The 16,657-nt window shown below is 41.8% G+C and carries 17 protein-coding genes; 7 read left to right on the top strand and 10 right to left on the bottom strand.

All coding sequences use genetic code 11. The features are described from left to right. Window positions 1-77: 77 nt before the first annotated feature. The gene (locus V7K84_RS32950) at window positions 78-857 is read right to left on the bottom strand and encodes a Uma2 family endonuclease (RefSeq protein ID WP_334844532.1); all 780 of its coding nucleotides are present in this window, start codon (window positions 855-857) and stop codon (window positions 78-80) included. A 163-nt stretch (window positions 858-1,020) separates the two neighbouring features. Between V7K84_RS32950 and V7K84_RS32945 the strand changes: the two genes are divergently transcribed. Continuing rightward, window positions 1,021-1,398, top strand: coding sequence for a hypothetical protein (locus tag V7K84_RS32945; protein WP_334844530.1), 378 nt, complete (start codon window positions 1,021-1,023; stop codon window positions 1,396-1,398). Window positions 1,399-1,476: 78 nt separating this feature from the next. On the opposite strand, the gene V7K84_RS32940 is transcribed toward V7K84_RS32945, so the two are convergent. Next, on the bottom strand, window positions 1,477-2,073 hold the full coding sequence (locus V7K84_RS32940) for a pentapeptide repeat-containing protein (RefSeq protein WP_442941030.1): 597 nt from the start codon (window positions 2,071-2,073) through the stop codon (window positions 1,477-1,479). Window positions 2,074-2,096: 23 nt separating this feature from the next. On the opposite strand from V7K84_RS32940, the gene V7K84_RS32935 reads away from it, so the two are divergent. Beyond that, window positions 2,097-2,594: a YraN family protein gene (locus tag V7K84_RS32935; protein WP_334844529.1), complete on the top strand. Its 498-nt coding sequence runs from the start codon at window positions 2,097-2,099 to the stop codon at window positions 2,592-2,594. Window positions 2,595-2,664: 70 nt separating this feature from the next. On the opposite strand, the gene V7K84_RS32930 is transcribed toward V7K84_RS32935, so the two are convergent. After that, a complete protein-coding gene (locus tag V7K84_RS32930) occupies window positions 2,665-3,054 on the bottom strand; it encodes a hypothetical protein (RefSeq protein WP_012412259.1) in 390 nt (129 codons plus the stop codon). Between the two features lie 272 nt (window positions 3,055-3,326). On the opposite strand from V7K84_RS32930, the gene queA reads away from it, so the two are divergent. Continuing rightward, window positions 3,327-4,541, top strand: a complete 1,215-nt coding sequence (gene queA, locus V7K84_RS32925; RefSeq protein ID WP_442941028.1) for a tRNA preQ1(34) S-adenosylmethionine ribosyltransferase-isomerase QueA — start codon at window positions 3,327-3,329, stop codon at window positions 4,539-4,541. A 111-nt stretch (window positions 4,542-4,652) separates the two neighbouring features. Further along, on the top strand, window positions 4,653-5,747 hold the full coding sequence (locus V7K84_RS32920) for a tetratricopeptide repeat protein (protein ID WP_334844528.1): 1,095 nt from the start codon (window positions 4,653-4,655) through the stop codon (window positions 5,745-5,747). A gap of 215 nt (window positions 5,748-5,962) precedes the next feature. Here the strand turns inward: V7K84_RS32920 and V7K84_RS32915 are convergent, their stop codons facing one another. Further along, on the bottom strand, window positions 5,963-6,658 hold the full coding sequence (locus tag V7K84_RS32915) for a potassium channel family protein (protein ID WP_322639626.1): 696 nt from the start codon (window positions 6,656-6,658) through the stop codon (window positions 5,963-5,965). 153 nt (window positions 6,659-6,811) lie between these two features. Then, window positions 6,812-8,146 carry a TrkH family potassium uptake protein gene (locus V7K84_RS32910; protein ID WP_334844523.1) on the bottom strand — a complete coding sequence of 445 codons (1,335 nt, stop codon included), beginning with the start codon at window positions 8,144-8,146 and terminating at the stop codon, window positions 6,812-6,814. 263 nt (window positions 8,147-8,409) lie between these two features. Here V7K84_RS32910 and V7K84_RS32905 point away from each other — a divergent pair, with 263 nt between their 5' ends. Then, window positions 8,410-9,252 carry a methyltransferase domain-containing protein gene (locus V7K84_RS32905; protein ID WP_334844521.1) on the top strand — a complete coding sequence of 281 codons (843 nt, stop codon included), beginning with the start codon at window positions 8,410-8,412 and terminating at the stop codon, window positions 9,250-9,252. A 97-nt stretch (window positions 9,253-9,349) separates the two neighbouring features. On the opposite strand, the gene V7K84_RS32900 is transcribed toward V7K84_RS32905, so the two are convergent. Beyond that, window positions 9,350-9,814, bottom strand: a complete 465-nt coding sequence (locus tag V7K84_RS32900) for a hypothetical protein (protein WP_334844519.1) — start codon at window positions 9,812-9,814, stop codon at window positions 9,350-9,352. 433 nt (window positions 9,815-10,247) lie between these two features. Further along, on the bottom strand, window positions 10,248-10,991 hold the full coding sequence (locus V7K84_RS32895) for a response regulator transcription factor (protein WP_104905330.1): 744 nt from the start codon (window positions 10,989-10,991) through the stop codon (window positions 10,248-10,250). A gap of 157 nt (window positions 10,992-11,148) precedes the next feature. Between V7K84_RS32895 and V7K84_RS32890 the strand changes: the two genes are divergently transcribed. Next, window positions 11,149-12,213, top strand: coding sequence for a YheT family hydrolase (locus tag V7K84_RS32890; protein ID WP_334844517.1), 1,065 nt, complete (start codon window positions 11,149-11,151; stop codon window positions 12,211-12,213). 94 nt (window positions 12,214-12,307) lie between these two features. Here the strand turns inward: V7K84_RS32890 and V7K84_RS32885 are convergent, their stop codons facing one another. Continuing rightward, a complete protein-coding gene (locus tag V7K84_RS32885; RefSeq protein WP_180277755.1) occupies window positions 12,308-12,475 on the bottom strand; it encodes a hypothetical protein in 168 nt (55 codons plus the stop codon). Between the two features lie 492 nt (window positions 12,476-12,967). Between V7K84_RS32885 and hetI the strand changes: the two genes are divergently transcribed. Next, the gene (gene hetI, locus V7K84_RS32880; protein ID WP_334844515.1) at window positions 12,968-13,687 is read left to right on the top strand and encodes a 4'-phosphopantetheinyl transferase HetI; all 720 of its coding nucleotides are present in this window, start codon (window positions 12,968-12,970) and stop codon (window positions 13,685-13,687) included. 83 nt (window positions 13,688-13,770) lie between these two features. Here the strand turns inward: hetI and V7K84_RS32875 are convergent, their stop codons facing one another. Both V7K84_RS32875 and V7K84_RS32870 read right to left on the bottom strand, forming a co-directional pair. Continuing rightward, window positions 13,771-14,574: an SDR family NAD(P)-dependent oxidoreductase gene (locus V7K84_RS32875; protein WP_334844512.1), complete on the bottom strand. Its 804-nt coding sequence runs from the start codon at window positions 14,572-14,574 to the stop codon at window positions 13,771-13,773. A gap of 566 nt (window positions 14,575-15,140) precedes the next feature. Further along, a complete protein-coding gene (locus tag V7K84_RS32870; protein ID WP_334844510.1) occupies window positions 15,141-16,655 on the bottom strand; it encodes a thioester reductase domain-containing protein in 1,515 nt (504 codons plus the stop codon). Window positions 16,656-16,657: the final 2 nt, after the last annotated feature.

Below are 16,657 nucleotides of genomic sequence, written 5' to 3'. Positions count from 1 at the left end.
GAAAAGCTAGTTGAAGTCTGTGGTAAGCTTTTACCTGTAATTACTAAGTTTTTCGGCTTACTATAACTTAGTAAATATTACTCTACATCTGGATCAATACCCATTGCTCTGAGCCGTTCTGCTAATTGTGCAGCTTTTCGTTCAGCTTGCTCGGCTCTTTGCCTTTGCAAATCAGCTTCTTCTTGACCAATCAGTAACAGATTTCCCTCTAAATCCCACCAGCGCAACCAAAATTGCTCAGGATTATTCAAGTAGCTTCCCTGCCATAACCCTAGTTCCACTCCTAAAGGAGGAATTGGGTAGTGGCCTCGCTCATTCGGCTGCATTTTGTGGTAGGAAAAATCTACCAGGTGATAAACTTCTAGTTTGTCATTACTAATTTCATAAATTGCATAGTAGGGAATTCGGATTATTCGCTCATATACCCAGAATTTACCCGGTTTTGCGCCTTCCCGACTACCAGCTAGAGGTAAAGGAGTGACATCTCGTTCTTCATCGCCATTACCACTAGCTAGTTCTATAGCAATCAATGGGGGTATGTATTCTCGCCACAAAACATAGGAGCGGCGGTTTTTGCCATCTAGCCTTGGTGGTACACCAGGGACATAAAACCAATCCGGTGCTGCCGCCCCTTTTTCTGGTGGTTCAGTTTCTCGCCAATAAATACCACAATCTTGACCAATGCAATACTGTCCATCTGGATGTAAGCGTTGCAAAACTTGAGCAATTGAGTCTGTCAAAATGACGGTTTGGGGATGTTCTTGAAAATTTTTCACAAACGTACCATCAGACTCTGGTAGTTGAGTGTGATCGGGAAACTGGGGCGGTATGGCAATATCAGCAAGTGTTTCACTCATACTTTGAAAAGTATTGCAGCTCTTTGTTTATTACTTGATGCTTCCCATAAAGTGTTACTAACTAGTATAACATCTTGCTCTGTCTTGATTTCAGTGCTTTCACCCTGCCAGAACCGCTTTGATTGCGGATAGAAATATATGCAATCTTATATTTTGAAACTGTATGTATTTTAAGTTAGGCAGCATAGTAGGAGCGATCGCTATTTTATTAAGTAATGGTAGTGCGATCGCCCAAGATGCACAAAGATATATCACTGTAGGGCATGATAAATTAGGAAACAGTGTAGCTCTGGATACGGAAACTATAAAAGGCACTACATACAAGCTTTACGGAATGTATGGCAATGGCATCTTCGAGACTACGTTCCATGCTTCGTGCAAAGAATCGCGGCTTTTTCGGAATCGCATTGCCATTTATGGTTCGGAGGGACAGCTACTTCAAGAGGATGGAGAAAAAGGAGAAATACCTTTTGTAGCTAATTCTTCACCAGGCAAAGGAATGCAAATTGTTTGTCAAAAGATTGGTGCTAGTGGTTGGTAGTTGCTCAATATTTTATAAGTAGGGAATGGGGAATAAGCAATGCCCAATGCCCAATCCCCAATTCCCAGCTAAAAAATACTAAGGGCAAAACAACGTGTCACGCGTATCTCGTCCTGTAATCGGATTAGTCCCTTTGGCAAGTTTACACAATTTTTTTTGCTCATCGGGGCGCAGCAGCGTATCGGTAAAATCTGCCCCGTCAATGACTGCACCATCAAATCTGGCGTTAGCAGCAAAAGCACCCTCCAGCAGTGCATTTGTTAAATTTGCTCTGACTAAACGAGCCGAGTCTAAAGTGGCATTTCTTAAATCAGAACCTTCCAAATTCGCAGACTCTAAATTGGCTGCAAAAAAACTGACACCGTTCAAATTAGCGTGACTGAAGTTGCTCTGGCGAAGATTAGCTTTAGTAAAGCTAGAGTCTGTTAAATCACGTCCTGAAAAATCAGCCTCGACCAAAATTTCCTTATTGTATTCGAGTGCCAAAGCTGTTGGAGCAAAACCGACCGTTGCGGTGATGGCAATTATTCCCCAGAGGAATAAGCTGAGTATGCTTGCCCAAATGTGATGGTCTGTTTTATACTTCAACCTCAACTTTATTCGGGATAAGTCGAGTGTAGAACACGTTGTGCGTAGGCGTAGCCCGCCGCAGGCATCGCTTAACCTAAAATTCACAGAATTCATCATATTTTTAGTCAATGGCTAACCTTCCTCCATCTCATTATCCAGATATTGGTCATTTAGGAGAAGACCTAGTAGCCCAATGGTTGCAATCTACTGGTTGGATAATTCTCCATCGTCGCTTCTCTTGCCGCTGGGGAGAAATCGATATTATTGCTGAATATGATAAAGGAGCAGTAGGAGAACTCAGCACTCAGCACTCATTATTGGCATTTGTTGAAGTCAAAACCCGCAGTTCAGGTAGTTGGGATGCCGGAGGAAGAAGCGCAATCACCCCACAAAAGCAGGCAAAAATCTGGCGTACAGCTGGAATATTTTTAGCCCAGTATCCTGAGAAGGCAGATTATTCTTGTCGATTTGATGTTGCTATTGTCTACTGTCAAAGGACATCAAAAAATCTGACTGGGGTTACAGCAAATCAAGAAGCTCTAGCTACTTCATCAGTACCCGGATATAAGTTTAAGCTGCAAGAATATATTCTGGCAGCTTTTGACTCTTCAATTGATAATGGTTAATTGGTAATCGATAAAATATCTTAATTACCAATGACCAATAATTTTGTAGTAGCGTTACAACCAAATAGTCTCAGGCCAGAGTTTCTGGACAGTAACCTAAGCCCCGGACAAACTGCTGCCGGAACGCTTCAATTTCGTCTCTTTCTGGGCTACCGTGAGAAACGATCGCTACCTGATAACGACGCATCACATCCACAGGGCACTGTCCAGCTTCCAAACTCCAAAGTGCCATTTGCACCCTCATTGGCGGTTCGTAGCTAATTCCTAATTCATTTAGAAAAGCGCGAAAGTCGCCATCTTCTTGGGGCGAGACTTGACCTTTGAGTTTGATCCTAACCACCCAGCCATCAATTTGATGAATTACGGTGACGAACGAAACTGGTGTCTGGGGTCTAGCGTGGAGGTGTTGAACGACCCTCAGGGTTAGACTGGCATTTGCCAGATAGTACAAGTATTCCATGTTTGTTGGTGCTTGGGATCAAAGCCAATCCTACATATCTATATTCGTCAATCAGTGCCTGTTCCCGGTAGGGTAAAAGCCCCCGTTTTTAGATGGGGAGGTTTACCCAATTTTTATGTTAATTTTTCCGTGTTACTTAATAGTAACAATCTTATAGCCTAGCGGCAAAACTGAGTAAAGATGCCTTAAAGTTCCTTTAGAAGGGAAAACTTAACTCAGCCTTTTTAAGAGAGTATAAATACTAAATAAACCAAAAACTAGTACAAGCCAATTTGAAAGATACATCTCGTCCACAAGCAAAAGATTTTGAATTAGATTGCTCGGTAGCTGGCTATGACTACACACTACCTCCAGAACTCATTGCCCAAAATCCAGCAGTTCCTAGAGATAGTTCGCGGTTACTGGTAGTTGACTCTCCGACTACAGGCATCGAAGCAGCACCTCTACACCATATTTTCCATGAATTGCCTGCACTGCTGCGTTCTGGTGATTTGTTGGTTATGAACAATACAAGAGTCATTCCAGCGCGGCTTTATGGTCATAAATCCACTGGTGCGAAAATCCAGGTGTTGCTGTTGGAAGAACGGCAGCATAACTGTTGGTTAGCTTTAGTTAAGCCAGGAAAAAGCTTCAAACGGGGAGCGAAGATTATCTTTGAACCAAGGCAATTAGGGATTCGGGATTATAAAGATTTTTCGCCAATCCCCAGTCCCCAGTCCCCAGTCCCTAGTCCCCAGTCCCCAGTCCCCAGTCCCCAACTCACCGCTACGGTTCTAGAAACAGATGCAGCAACCGGGGGGCGTTTGTTGCAATTTGATGTACCAGAGGGTAAGACTTTGGTGCAACTGTTAGAGGTATTTGGTGAAGTACCGTTACCACCATATATCACTACCTCAGAAGCTGCTGATGAGCAGTATCAGACAGTTTATGCTAAACAGCCAGGAGCGATCGCAGCTCCAACGGCAGGATTACACTTTACCCCAGAATTATTACAAAAGTTGTGCGATCGCAAAATCGATCGAGCTTTTGTGACGCTACACGTTGGTGTCGGCACTTTTCGCCCTGTGGAAGTAGAAGATGTAACTACCCATCAGATGCATGAGGAATGGATTGAAGTTCCCGCAGCTACAGTAGAGCAAATCCGCGCTACGAAAGCTGCTGGCGGTCGAATTATTGCTGTGGGAACAACGGCAGTACGGGCTTTAGAAGGGGCGGCTCAATCTGGTAATTTACAACCATTTTGCGGAAAAACAGACTTGTTTATTTATCCCGGCTACGAATGGCAGGTGGTAGATGGTTTGATTACGAATTTTCACTTACCGCGTTCTAGTTTGTTGATGTTGGTAAGTGCCCTAATTGGCAGACAACGATTATTGAATATATACAACGAAGCGATCGCTTTTGGATATCGCTTTTATTCATTCGGTGATGCCATGCTAATTTTGCCGTCAGCTACGGGAGCGGGGAGTGGGGAGAGACGCGATTAATCGCGTCTGTACAAGAGTTAGGAGTTAAAAGTTGGATAATTGGGAATTTTTTCTTTCGTGGTGGGTACTCTGACTTATAAGAGGTTAAAAATAAGTACAGGTCTGCTATTAATGTCTGAAAAATACCTATTTTCTCATTGGTTAAATTTATTTTGTCAGGTAACACTCGGTGGCTGTTCTGCATTTTTGCTCTTGGCTGCACCGACAATTACTAATTTCCCAGTTAGCAAGCTGCTGGCAGAAACTGCAATTTCTCAGGATCTTGAAGCAGCTAGCTTTTTCCAACAAGGAGTTACGCGCTATAACCGCCAAGACTTACAAGGTGCAGAATATGCCTTTCGCCAAGCGTTGCGGCGAGATCCTAACCTTGGAGCAGCACGAAATTATCTCGGTAATATATTGATAGAGCAAAATCGCCTGGATGTAGCTTTACAAGAATTTACAGAGGCGATAAAAGTTAATCCCAATTCTAGCGAAGCTTATTACAACTTAGGGTTAGTGTTGCACCGACAAGGAGAAAAAGATGCAGCAATTACCGCTTATCGCCAGAGCTTGGTGATAGATTCCACAAGGGTGGCAGCACTGTATAATCTGGGTTTGTTGCTGTACGAACAAGGAAAGTTAGAGGAAGCGATCGCTGCATACCAGCAAGCAATTAATTTAGATGGCAGCAATGCTAATGCTTATCTTAACTTAGCGATCGCCTTGCAACAACAAGGTCAAATCGAGCCTGCGATCGCCACTTATCGCCAAGCTTTGAAGCTAGATCCTAAAAATGCCGCAGCCTACAGCAATATGGCAAATTTGCTAGCAATGCATGGTCAAGCTCCTGAGGCTATTTCTGTTTATCGGCAAGCGATTCGCCTAAATCCAAAAAGTGCCTCAGCTTACTATAACTTGGGAGTAACTTTATATAATCAGGGCGAGTTCAAAAAAGCCAGTGGAGTCTTGAAACGCGCTCACAATGAATATCGCGAGCAAGGCAACATTGAACAAGCCCAGAAAATTGAGCAGTTAATGCAGCAAATTGCTCAGAAAACTGGGCAACAGCAACCTCAAGCCAGTCAAACAGCTACTCCTTCTCAGAGTTCAGATTCTACAGTACAAACACCTGAGCCACAGACGCCAAATCAACCAGAAACGCCCGCTAACCCTGGCGATGTGCCTGTCTCAGTTGAACCACAATCCACTTCAACAAGTCCCTGACAATAAAAAACTCAGAGTTAAGGCGATTTGCCCTCATCCCCCAACCCCCTCTCCCAATTTTGGGAGAAGGGGAGCGAATTTCAAAGTCCCTCTCCCAAGCTTGGGAGAGGGATTTAGGGTGAAAGCTCATTGATTCATGCAATAAGTCTATTCTCTACTGGAGGTTCGGTTTGAGTAAAAGTTGCACACTGCATAACTCCTAACTCCTAACTTTTTTAAATCGGCAAACGATTAATATCTTTATTGCAACCAATAACAACCATTGCTGAACCACGCTCTAAACGCTTGGTAGCATCAGGATTAATTTGAAATTTTCCATCCTGGCTTACTGCTAGCAAATTTAAACCGTAGCGGTTACGAAGTTGCAGTTCAGTGATGGTCTTGCCGTGAAATTCATCAGGCACAATCAACTCTACAATACTATTATCTGGGTCGAGGTCAAACCGATCTAGAATTGCTGGTTTTGTAAGAGTACGCGCTAGGGCACAACCCGCTTCATACTCAGGAAAAACAACATGATCTGCTCCTACTCGCCGCAACAGTTTACGATGAACTTCACTAGAAGCTTTGGCAACTACATGAGGGACACCAGCCTCTTTCACATTTAGGGTGGTTATGATGCTTTCTTGAACGTAGTTGCCAATCGCGACAATTACAGTATCAAATTCAAAAATTCCAGCTTCTTTGAGTGCGGCTGGTTCTGTAGAATCTAGTTGCAAAGCATGACCAACTATTCCCTCAGTTAATGCTTCTGAAACTCGTTTTTCATCAATATCTGTTGCTAGCACTTGATAACCAAAATTGTGCAGTGTGGAACAGACAGACCTACCAAAACGACCTAACCCAACTACAGCAAATTGCTGGTTATCTTTACGTAAACTGCGAAAAAAACTTAATGATGACAGATTCACCCTTTTTATCCTTATTATGGCTCCCTGTATTTAGGGCAAAAAACGGTTATATCGCTTGAATTAAAAATTTTATTTTTTGCCTTAGAATGTATATTTTATCAGTTTGGGCATTGGTTATTTTTTCTATCGCACTCTGTATGCCCTCTCCTCTAACTATCCCACAAGTAAATTTTCTTCAGGATAGTGAATTCTAGTAGGACGGGGATCTCCTAGTACGGCAGACATCAGTAGCAAAACACCTACTCTTCCAACATACATCGTGACAATTAAGATCAGCTTTGCCGCTGTAGAGATAGTTCCTGTAATGCCTGTAGAAAGCCCAACGGTGGCGAAGGCTGATACGACTTCAAACAAAATTTGAATAAAATCTAATGTTGGATCTGTGAGGCTAATTAAAATGGTGGCGAAAATCACGGTCGCTACCGATCCTACTAATACACCTACTGCTTTCAAAATTAAAGTTATTGCTATCTTGCGATCGTATAACAAAACTTCTTCTTTCCCCCGAAGAATCGTTTTTGTACAACTGGTTAGAACTCTCAAAGTTGTTGTTTTCATACCTCCCCCTGTACCACCTGGACTTGCGCCAATAAACATTAGTGCAATCGTAATAAATAGACCAGCAGTAGTCATTTTGCTAATATCGATAGTGTTAAAGCCCGCAGTTCTGGGAGTAACTGATTGAAACCAAGCTACTAATATTTGGTCGCGTAAATTTAGAGAGCCAAATGTTTCAGGGTTTCTAATTTCTATACAGAAAAAGGCTATTATTCCGATGACTAATAATATAATGGTTGTACTGGTTGCAACTTTGAAATCTAGGGTAAAGACTTGGGTTTGAGTTTTTTTGTGGATGCGATCGCGCAACCAAAGATACATTTCCAAAATTACCTGATAGCCAATTCCCCCAAAGATAATCAACATAGATATGGTGAAGACGACTAAGAAGGATGACTGATAGCCAATTAAGTTATCTTTAAATAAACTAAACCCAGCATTGTTCCAAGCATTGATGCTATGAAAAATCGCTAACCAAAGTCCTTGACTCCACCCATACTCTGGAACAAAAGCTGGTAAAAGTAAGAAGACTCCGGTAATTTCAAAAATTAAAGTTGTGGCAATAATTGAACGAATAACTTGGGAGCTACCACTCATCCCTGGTCGGTCTAAAGCTTGTTGAATGGCGATTTTCTGCTGCATATCAAACTTACGACCAATAAGCAAAATCAGAAATGTGGTAGTTGTCATGTAGCCCAATCCGCCAATCTGAGCTAATAGGGCAATAAATAACTGACCCCAAAAGGAAAAATAAGTACCAGGATCGACTACTGATAAACCTGTGACACAAACTGCGGATGTGGAGGTAAATAGTGCCACAATCAGGTTATTCCATGTACCATCGCTAGTTGAGAAAGGCATCATCAACAGGATAGTGCCAACAGCAATGACAGCCAGAAACCCCAAACAAATTGTGCGAGCGACAGTCATAATTAATTCAAAATTCAAAATTCAAAAAGTCAGATTTAAAATGGGTTGCCAGATGCTTTAAGCTGTAGCCCTATTTGGGATAATTGGCATAAATTCGACTCAGTAAAGTTTATTAAGATAAAACTGAGAAATTTTTCCCAGGAGGATAAATCTCGGTTTACTTTCCCTGGAAGTAAAAATACCCTTATTTAATTAAAAACATACATGGTAGCCTACCTGTATGTTTTTTTTGAATTCTACTTCGTCTCAATACTACTTTTTTCATGAGTGCAACACTTTACCAGCAAATTCAGCAGTTCTACGATGCTTCCTCTGGTCTGTGGGAACAGATTTGGGGCGAACACATGCACCACGGCTACTACGGGGCTGATGGCAGCCAGAAAAAAGACCGTCGTCAAGCTCAAATTGATTTAATCGAGGAACTGCTCAATTGGGCGGGGGTACAAACAGCAGAAAATATCCTCGATGTGGGTTGTGGCATTGGTGGCAGTTCTTTATATCTGGCAGAAAAATTTAATGCTAGGGCTACAGGAATTACTTTGAGTCCTGTGCAAGCTGCCAGAGCAACTGAACGCGCAATCGAGGCGAATTTGAGTCTGAAAACTCAGTTTCAGGTGGCCAATGCTCAAGCAATGCCCTTTGCTGACAATTCTTTTGACTTGGTTTGGTCGCTGGAAAGCGGCGAACACATGCCAGATAAAACTAAGTTTCTCCAGGAGTGTTATCGGGTATTGAAACCTGGTGGCAAGTTAATTATGGTGACTTGGTGTCATCGACCGACCGATAAGTTACCACTGACGCCGGATGAAGAAAAGCATTTGCAGGATATTTATCGGGTGTATTGTTTGCCTTATGTGATTTCTTTACCAGAGTATGAAGCGATCGCACGTCAACTTCCATTAAACAATATTCGCACCGCCGATTGGTCAACCGCCGTCGCCCCCTTTTGGAATGTAGTCATTGATTCGGCGTTCACTCCCCAAGCACTTTGGGGCTTACTCAATGCCGGTTGGACTACCATTCAAGGGGCGTTATCACTGGGGTTGATGCGTCGCGGTTATGAGCGCGGGTTAGTTCGGTTTGGTTTATTGTGCGGAAATAAGTAGAAACGTTATTTGAGAGAAAACCGCGCTGTTTTACCACAGCGCGATCGCACTACAATTTAAGAAATTCAATGACGGCTAATATCTACCTTCAGAAACCTTACTTTGCTGTGAAATTGCCTATAATGCCACCAGCCTCGAGCGAACACCTAAAAAGTGTACCTGTTTCGCTATTCCCATCAGGCCCATCATATACATAAAGGTTGCCTAGATTCAGGGTTTGCCAATCTTTTGGCCCAGAAGTAGTATAAACTTGAGAACCAATCGAAGCACCGTTTCCAACACCATTAATCGAAACTGTTTGACACCAGCTATTACTCCCATAAAGTCTGACTGACGTTGGGTGAGAACCTGGTGACAGTTGCAGGGTTCCTACTACTTGAACACTGTAAGTGCAGTTATTGATAATTCCCCCAAAACTCGAAGTGCTTAAACATGAATTGTCCTGGGGAAAGGAATTCTTCATAGTAGCTCCTGGCCCCGTTACTGCCAAAGCTTGATTCGCCACTAAGCTTATGACACCAGCCAACATACTCACTAAATAACCTTTTATAAAAAAGCGCATTATTATTAACTCCAATTTTGTAACTTATTTCAGTTTCATAATTGAATTTACCTAAGAATTAAGCACGTTTTTGACAAAGTTATTCTGTCGTTACAATACTTTTTCATAACTTTTTCATATAATATTTAAGCTGTCAAAGACTTTGGAAATAATGATAATCAAAAAGAGGCAGAGGAGTGTGACCGAAAATCACATCCTCTTCCTCTCCATCACACGATTATCATTTTCACTAAGCTTACTTTGAGTATTTTAACTCATTGACAAAAAACGCTTTTTATTAGAAAGTCGCGGATGCACTTGTAGAGACGTTGTATTGCAACATCTCTACATACTACTAAATCCCACTAATAACCTTAACTAAGAGGTAAGGAATAAGAGTTACAGAGAGTTCTTGCCTAAGTGATAGCTTAGAGAAGGGAATTTAGAGTGAATTTCATTCAACGACTGTTACCGAAGCCCCTTCATTGGATGGAGGTATACCGGGTAATTCAAGACAGTATCCAGCACCATACACTGTCTTGATATAGCGGGGATGGCGGGGATCTGGTTCTAGCTTGGTTCGCAAGTGGCGAATATGCACTCGAATCGTTTCTATGTCATCATCAGGATCGTAACCCCAAACTTCTCTGAGGATTTCGCTGGGAGAAACTGTTTGACCGTGGCGTTGCAGCAAGCAGTGAAGTAGCTCAAATTCCAAGTGAGTCAATTTCACCGTCTCATTGAACCATATTGCCTCAAATCTTTCGGGAACGAGGGTTAATGAGCCATAGTTGAGAATCTCACTATGCTTTGCGGCTTGAGGAATCCGGTCAGTACGCCGCAAAAGTGCCCGCACCCGCGCCAGCAATTCTTCAACTTCAAAAGGTTTGGTGAGGTAGTCATCTGCGCCAGCATTAAAGCCTTCCACCTTGTCCTGAGTTTGGCTCAAAGCCGTCAACATTAACACGGGAATCTCAGAGGTGCGATCGTCGCGGCGCAGGCGTTGGCAAACGGTGAACCCATCTACTCTGGGCAACATTAAATCGAGCATGATCAAGTCTGGTTGTAGCTGGAGAGCCAGCGCTTGACCTTTGATGCCGTCTTCAGCTTGACTAACATCGTAGCCAGCCATTTCCAAGTTGACGGCAACTAGTTCTGAAATCGCTGGGTCATCGTCTATGACAAGAATCCTCGGCATTCTTAAAAAATTATTACTACTTATTAAGGATAATTAACAACCTTTGATAGATACAAAGATTTTTGAATCAATGATGAAAAAGTTTTTAAATCTTACATAAATATTAAGATTAAATGACTGTGAAATCAAGACTCAATTACACGAAATCTTATAGTCTATGATGTGTTATACTCCCCCCTACAATCCGTCTTGGTTTTTACAAAACGGTGTGATGATGACTGTATACACCGCTTTGTGGGGAAAACGTAACTGGCAAAGTACTACTAAAGACCCAGAACCGTCTTATCACGAAAAAATCTTCATTGGTGGCCAAGGTGTGCCAATTTTTGGCTTGGTTGCCATCCCGGAAAATGCTCACAGCACGATTATCGGGACTTATGGCATTACCGGAGAATTAAAAACAGAATGGTTTTTGAGAGTGTTAGGACGTAAAGCCTATGCTCAAGGCTACGCTGTGGTGTTATTTGATTGGCGTGCCCACGGCAAAACTGCCGAATTATCCCCGACTCTCACCTCTGATGGTTTGTATGAGGGGGAAGATTTTGTTCGCATTGCCGCCGCTGCGAAGGCAATGGGATGTCCGGGGAAATTTTGGTTTACAGGGTTTTCTTTAGGGGGGCAATTGGCGCTATGGGCGCTGAAGGTGGCTAGTGAGGTGATTAGGGACTATGGAGATTTAGGGCTAGAAGATAGCGATATTGGCGGTGGTATGGTGATTTGTCCAAGTTTGGATTCGGAGCGATCGCTATCTTATCTGGTTACAAAGCCCTTCGGCAGATATTTGGAAGCAGGGATTGCCCAAAATTTAAAAAAACTGGCGTGGCGGATTCATGATGCCCATCCTGGAAGCCTTGATCCAGAAGCGATTGAACGGGCGAACAGTATTTGGGGTTTTGACAATGAACTGGTAATTAAGCGACTTGGTTTTCCTTCCGTGGAAGCATATTACCAAGCTAGTAGTGCTTTACAAATATTGCCGCAAATCTCGAAACCGACTTTGATTTTATATGCTGCCGATGACCCACTTTTTGACCCAAGTATCATACCGGAATTAAAAGAAGCGTGCGATCGCAATTCCGCAATAGATTTATTGCTCACTCAATACGGCGGTCATGTTGGCTATTTGAGTAGTAAAGAGTGCCAGCGTCAAGTACAAGACCCCGATCTTTGGTGGGCATGGAATCGGGTTTTACAATGGTTGGAGCAACAACGAACAGAGTAATAGGCCAGACGATATTCTAGTTGCTAGGATACTCGACAGATGGAGTCGTATTGCTTGGAAGCTCAAAATAGAAAGGATGGCATTGACCCAGAAGTTACCACAATATCATTGGTAAACCAGCAAGAACAGAAGCAATACCTGTCCAGAGAGTAAAACGCGCAATATCTAACTCATCCAAAGCAACGCTCATTTGCCTAATTGCTAATAGCAGCGCTGCTAGTAGCAGTATAAAAAAGGCAAAGTACTCCAAATTAATAATCATTCATCCTCACTATGTTCTACAAAAAGTAGTTGTAATAGGTTTTTAACAAGCTTTGGCAAGGGTTTTTTGTTCCAGAGTTAACACTTTCTGAGAAAAATTATTTATTACTGAAGAGATATCTACTTCAGAACACTTGCAGATATTAGTCCTAGTTCCTTTGAGTAATGCTGTAATAGCTAATGTTGTAACCAAAATAAAATTTGCTATTCTCTGTCAATACTTTTAAAGTATCTCTCTCAGGGGATTTAACGTGGAGTTGAGGAGCGTACATTTAGAGTAATAAATTATAATATTTAGCTGGCAAAAGCGATCGCGGCTACCTTTATTTATGTTTACAGCTAGACTTAACATCTAACAACACCTATGGCAGATTCTAGGAAAAACACGTGCAGTTGTATATAGTAATGCTAAAGCGTTAAACCAGATCCACCCATAATAATCGTCGTAATTAAACAAACTATTAAAGTACAACTCCCTTGACTTTTTGACTCAATGACCGCTTCTAATCATATTTGGCTACCTGCACCCACGGATTTAACTTTGCTACCGGATGAAATTCATATCTGGCGCATAGACCTTGACCAACCGGAACCACAGCTGCAACATTTGGCAACAATCCTTTCCAGTGACGAAACGGCTCGTGCTGAACGGTTCTATTTTCAGGAGCATCGACAGCGTTTCATTGCTGGTCGCGGTAGTCTGCGAACTATATTAGGTCGCTATTTGGATATCCAGCCTTTACAAGTGCAGTTTAATTATCAGCAGCGTGGCAAACCAGTATTAGCAGATACATTTGCCGATAGTGGACTGGCGTTTAACTTGTCTCACTCCCAAGGTTTGGGTTTGTGTGCGGTGAATTGTACCCACCCAATTGGTGTAGACCTAGAATATATTCGCCCGATGTCTGATATTGAAGCTCTTGCCAAACGGTTCTTTTTACCGAGAGAATATGAGATGTTGCGATCGCTATCTCCCAACCAACAGCAAGAAGTATTTTTCCGTTACTGGACTTGTAAGGAAGCTTATTTAAAAGCAACTGGAGACGGACTATCCCAGTTAGAACAAGTTGAAGTGTCGTTGACTCCTACAGAACCAGCCAAGTTACAGATATTAGAAGACTGGAGTCTTTTTGAACTAGTACCTGCAAACAATTATGTTGCTGCCGTTGCTGTAGAGAATTTTGGCTGGAACTTAAAGTGTTGGCAGTATTGATGTTGATTAAGCTCATCTCTTGGCTGAAACAAGAGAGATATTGCAGACAAATGACCAATGACCAATGACAAATGACAACCTGCTTACTTATCTTCCTGCATATTTCGCACAATTTTTGTCACCAGGTTTCTAGGTACAAATCTGACGCTTTTTGCAAGTATTGCATTGAGTAAACCAGGAATGACAATAGTTTGACCCTTCATTAAGGCACGAAAACCAACTTCAGCTACTGTTCGTGCATCCATCATTCTCTTACCCTTGAGCAACTTAGAGTCAGCCATTCCGGTTCTTTCATGAAAAGCGGATGCGGTTGAGCCTGGGCAAAGAACTGTCACAGTGACACCTGTACCTTCTAATTCATTAGCGATCGCTTCTGAAAACGATAAGATATAAGCTTTAGTAGCAAAATAAACCGCCATCAAAGGCCCAGGTTGAAAAGCAGCAGCCGAGGAGACGTTTAATATCTTACCTTCACCTTGCTTGACCATGTGCTTCACGAATAGCTTGGTTAAATGGGTGAGACACACCAAATTTACCTGTAGCATTTCCAATTCAGCAGCTAAGTCTGTTTCGTGAAATAATCCATAGATACCAAATCCGGCATTATTTACCAGCACATCAACATTAATATCGGCGAGTTGTAACTCTGTAAAAATTTCTTCAGGAGCCGTTGATATAGATAAATCCTTAACAATAGTTTTGACAAAAATTCCAAATTTTTTTTGGAATTGAACTGCAATTTCTACTAGCTTTGGCCCGTTTCTGTCTACTAATACCAAATTGTAATCATGAGCAGCAAAAATACATGCTAATTCGTAGCCAATTCCACCGGCTGCCCCGGTAATAAGAGCAGTTTGTTTGCTCTGTCTTTGATGTGTTGTGTTCATTTAAGAATATTGGTGAATTCAACTTGATGAAGCTGCGTTGCATTTACAGTGATTCTCGCTCTACAATTAAGTACGCGTAATATCTCAAACTACAAGAAATATCTTGAGTTATTACCCTTTCAAATGCTTATGTGATGCATTGGATACATGTAGCAGTCCAAACGCAAATTTAGGACTTATGCATCGAAGAAGTTAGGCCTTAAAGGAGTTCGGTTATTTCAGACTGCTAGCATTTGGCTTTTGATCGCTCACAAAAGCAAGCCAGCGGGTAAAATCAAACTTTTATGCCCGACATTAACCATTCTATCCTCAATTGCTTCTGTCAAGGGGTGAATACTAAAAAGTTACATGATTGAGCATAAAAAAACAGGGCAATTAGATTGCCGCTGTTAGTGTATAAGTTGTTGCTGGCATCTGAAATATTAGCTGTTCAGTAGTACTGAGTTTTAAAAAACATGGACTAAATAAAATTATTTTGTAGGCTGTGTTACAGCTTTCGTAACGCACCGAAAGTATCCGGGACGGTGCGTTACGCTTCTAACACATCCTACGCAATTTTTGAATTACTAAGCGAGATTCAAGAAGCCGCTTTGAATCAAGTAGGCGGTATAGGTCATAAACAATTGAGAGTCAATTGGAGGACAAGCAATAGAACTACCTGCTAGTGCATGGAGAGTATCTTGGCAGCTAATATGAGGTCTTCTAGCTTGCAAGTACAAATCAGGAATAGTCAGTTGTTCATCAGACCAGCGCTCTAGTAAAAATGGTCGCAGAGTATACAAAGGATTGTCAGCAGAAGTCACATTATTGATTAACTCTGATTGCCATTTTTCATAGGGAATCATCTCAACTGAATAACCAAAAGAGCGTATCCACTCAACTAGCATTTTTAAAGCAGCAGGTTGGGGATGTTGTAAATTGAAAGCTTTACCTATGGATTCTTTTTGGCGTGATAGATAAACGATCGCTTTACTTACATAGTCTACAGGTGACATATCCAACATATAATCTACATCAGGGAAATATCCCATTTGTAGACAGCCCTTGGTCATCAAATTGATAAAGTCATGTGTGTTACAAATACCTGTCTTGCTATCACCTGAAATCAGTGGGGGTCTGTGGATAGTTACAGGCAGTCCACGGTCACGAGCAATTTTTACTAACTTTTCAGCTACCCATTTTGTTTGAGAGTAACCAAGATAAATACCTTCCCAATGATTGAATTCATCCTGTTCTTTAACAACCTTGCCAGCATAAGCAGTCGATTCAAAAACAGCAACACTAGAAACGTAATGTACAGGTTTGACTTTAACTTGACAAGCTAATCTCAAAACTTCTTGTGTTCCTAAAACATTGGCTGCTTTCAGTGCAGAGTATGGGAAAACATAATTCAACAAGGCAGCACTATGATAGATAGTATCAATATTGCCAGCTAAAATTTGAAACTGTTCCGAACCAATACCTAACAATGGCTGAGATAAGTCGCCGACAATCGGAATAATTCTGGAGTTAAATTCTTCTTGCCAAATTGCGTACTGTTCCAGATTCTTTTGGAGTTTGCTTTTGCCTTCTTCGGCATTAGCAGCACGTACTAAACAATAGATATCCGCATTGGTTTCTTGTAGCAATTCCCGGATGATAAAAGCTCCTAAAAAGCCTGTTCCTCCAGTTAAAAAGATGTTCTTGGGTTCACCCACAAGCAGATTAGATGCGGCACCGGGATGGATGGTGGGGTCAAGAACAGCCTCAGCACCTAAATCTAGAACAGAGGGTGCAGCGTTGGCATTAGAGGCTACTACCTTTGTATCTTGAACTGGTGAACCTTCTTGCACTTCTTCAGCTAAACGCTGTGAAAGAGCTTCAATATTTGGGTAATGCCACAGCAGCAATGGAGAGGGTTGAAATCCGAGCAACTTTTCTAAGTTACTTACTAGAATCATTGCTTGGGCTGAATCCAAACCATAGTTTTCTAAATGTTCTTTGACATCTATTTCATCAGTTGCTACTCCTAGCAACTTAGCTAAGTTAGATACCAAAAATATTTGAATATCGTCTGCTGTGAAAGACTGTTTTATAGTCATTT

Origin of the sequence: Nostoc sp. (genome assembly GCF_036917315.1) — a bacterium.
Classification (GTDB): Bacteria; Cyanobacteriota; Cyanobacteriia; order Cyanobacteriales; family Nostocaceae; genus Nostoc.
The sequence above is the reverse complement of the archived record's forward strand: the minus strand, read 5'-3'. Positions and strand labels throughout refer to the sequence as shown.

Coding starts and splice junctions, on each gene's coding strand:
- V7K84_RS32910 (WP_334844523.1), bottom strand. CDS start 8,146: ATGACTGTCGCTCGCACAATTTGTTTGGGGTTTCTGGCTGTCATTGCT.
- V7K84_RS32945 (WP_334844530.1), top strand. CDS start 1,021: ATGTATTTTAAGTTAGGCAGCATAGTAGGAGCGATCGCTATTTTATTA.
- V7K84_RS32950 (WP_334844532.1), bottom strand. CDS start 857: ATGAGTGAAACACTTGCTGATATTGCCATACCGCCCCAGTTTCCCGAT.
- V7K84_RS32895 (WP_104905330.1), bottom strand. CDS start 10,991: ATGCCGAGGATTCTTGTCATAGACGATGACCCAGCGATTTCAGAACTA.
- V7K84_RS32890 (WP_334844517.1), top strand. CDS start 11,149: ATGATGTGTTATACTCCCCCCTACAATCCGTCTTGGTTTTTACAAAAC.
- V7K84_RS32885 (WP_180277755.1), bottom strand. CDS start 12,475: ATGATTATTAATTTGGAGTACTTTGCCTTTTTTATACTGCTACTAGCA.
- hetI (WP_334844515.1), top strand. CDS start 12,968: ATGACCGCTTCTAATCATATTTGGCTACCTGCACCCACGGATTTAACT.
- V7K84_RS32930 (WP_012412259.1), bottom strand. CDS start 3,054: ATGGAATACTTGTACTATCTGGCAAATGCCAGTCTAACCCTGAGGGTC.
- V7K84_RS32920 (WP_334844528.1), top strand. CDS start 4,653: ATGTCTGAAAAATACCTATTTTCTCATTGGTTAAATTTATTTTGTCAG.
- V7K84_RS32875 (WP_334844512.1), bottom strand. CDS start 14,574: ATGAACACAACACATCAAAGACAGAGCAAACAAACTGCTCTTATTACC.
- V7K84_RS32900 (WP_334844519.1), bottom strand. CDS start 9,814: ATGCGCTTTTTTATAAAAGGTTATTTAGTGAGTATGTTGGCTGGTGTC.
- V7K84_RS32905 (WP_334844521.1), top strand. CDS start 8,410: ATGAGTGCAACACTTTACCAGCAAATTCAGCAGTTCTACGATGCTTCC.
- V7K84_RS32935 (WP_334844529.1), top strand. CDS start 2,097: ATGGCTAACCTTCCTCCATCTCATTATCCAGATATTGGTCATTTAGGA.
- V7K84_RS32870 (WP_334844510.1), bottom strand. CDS start 16,655: ATGACTATAAAACAGTCTTTCACAGCAGACGATATTCAAATATTTTTG.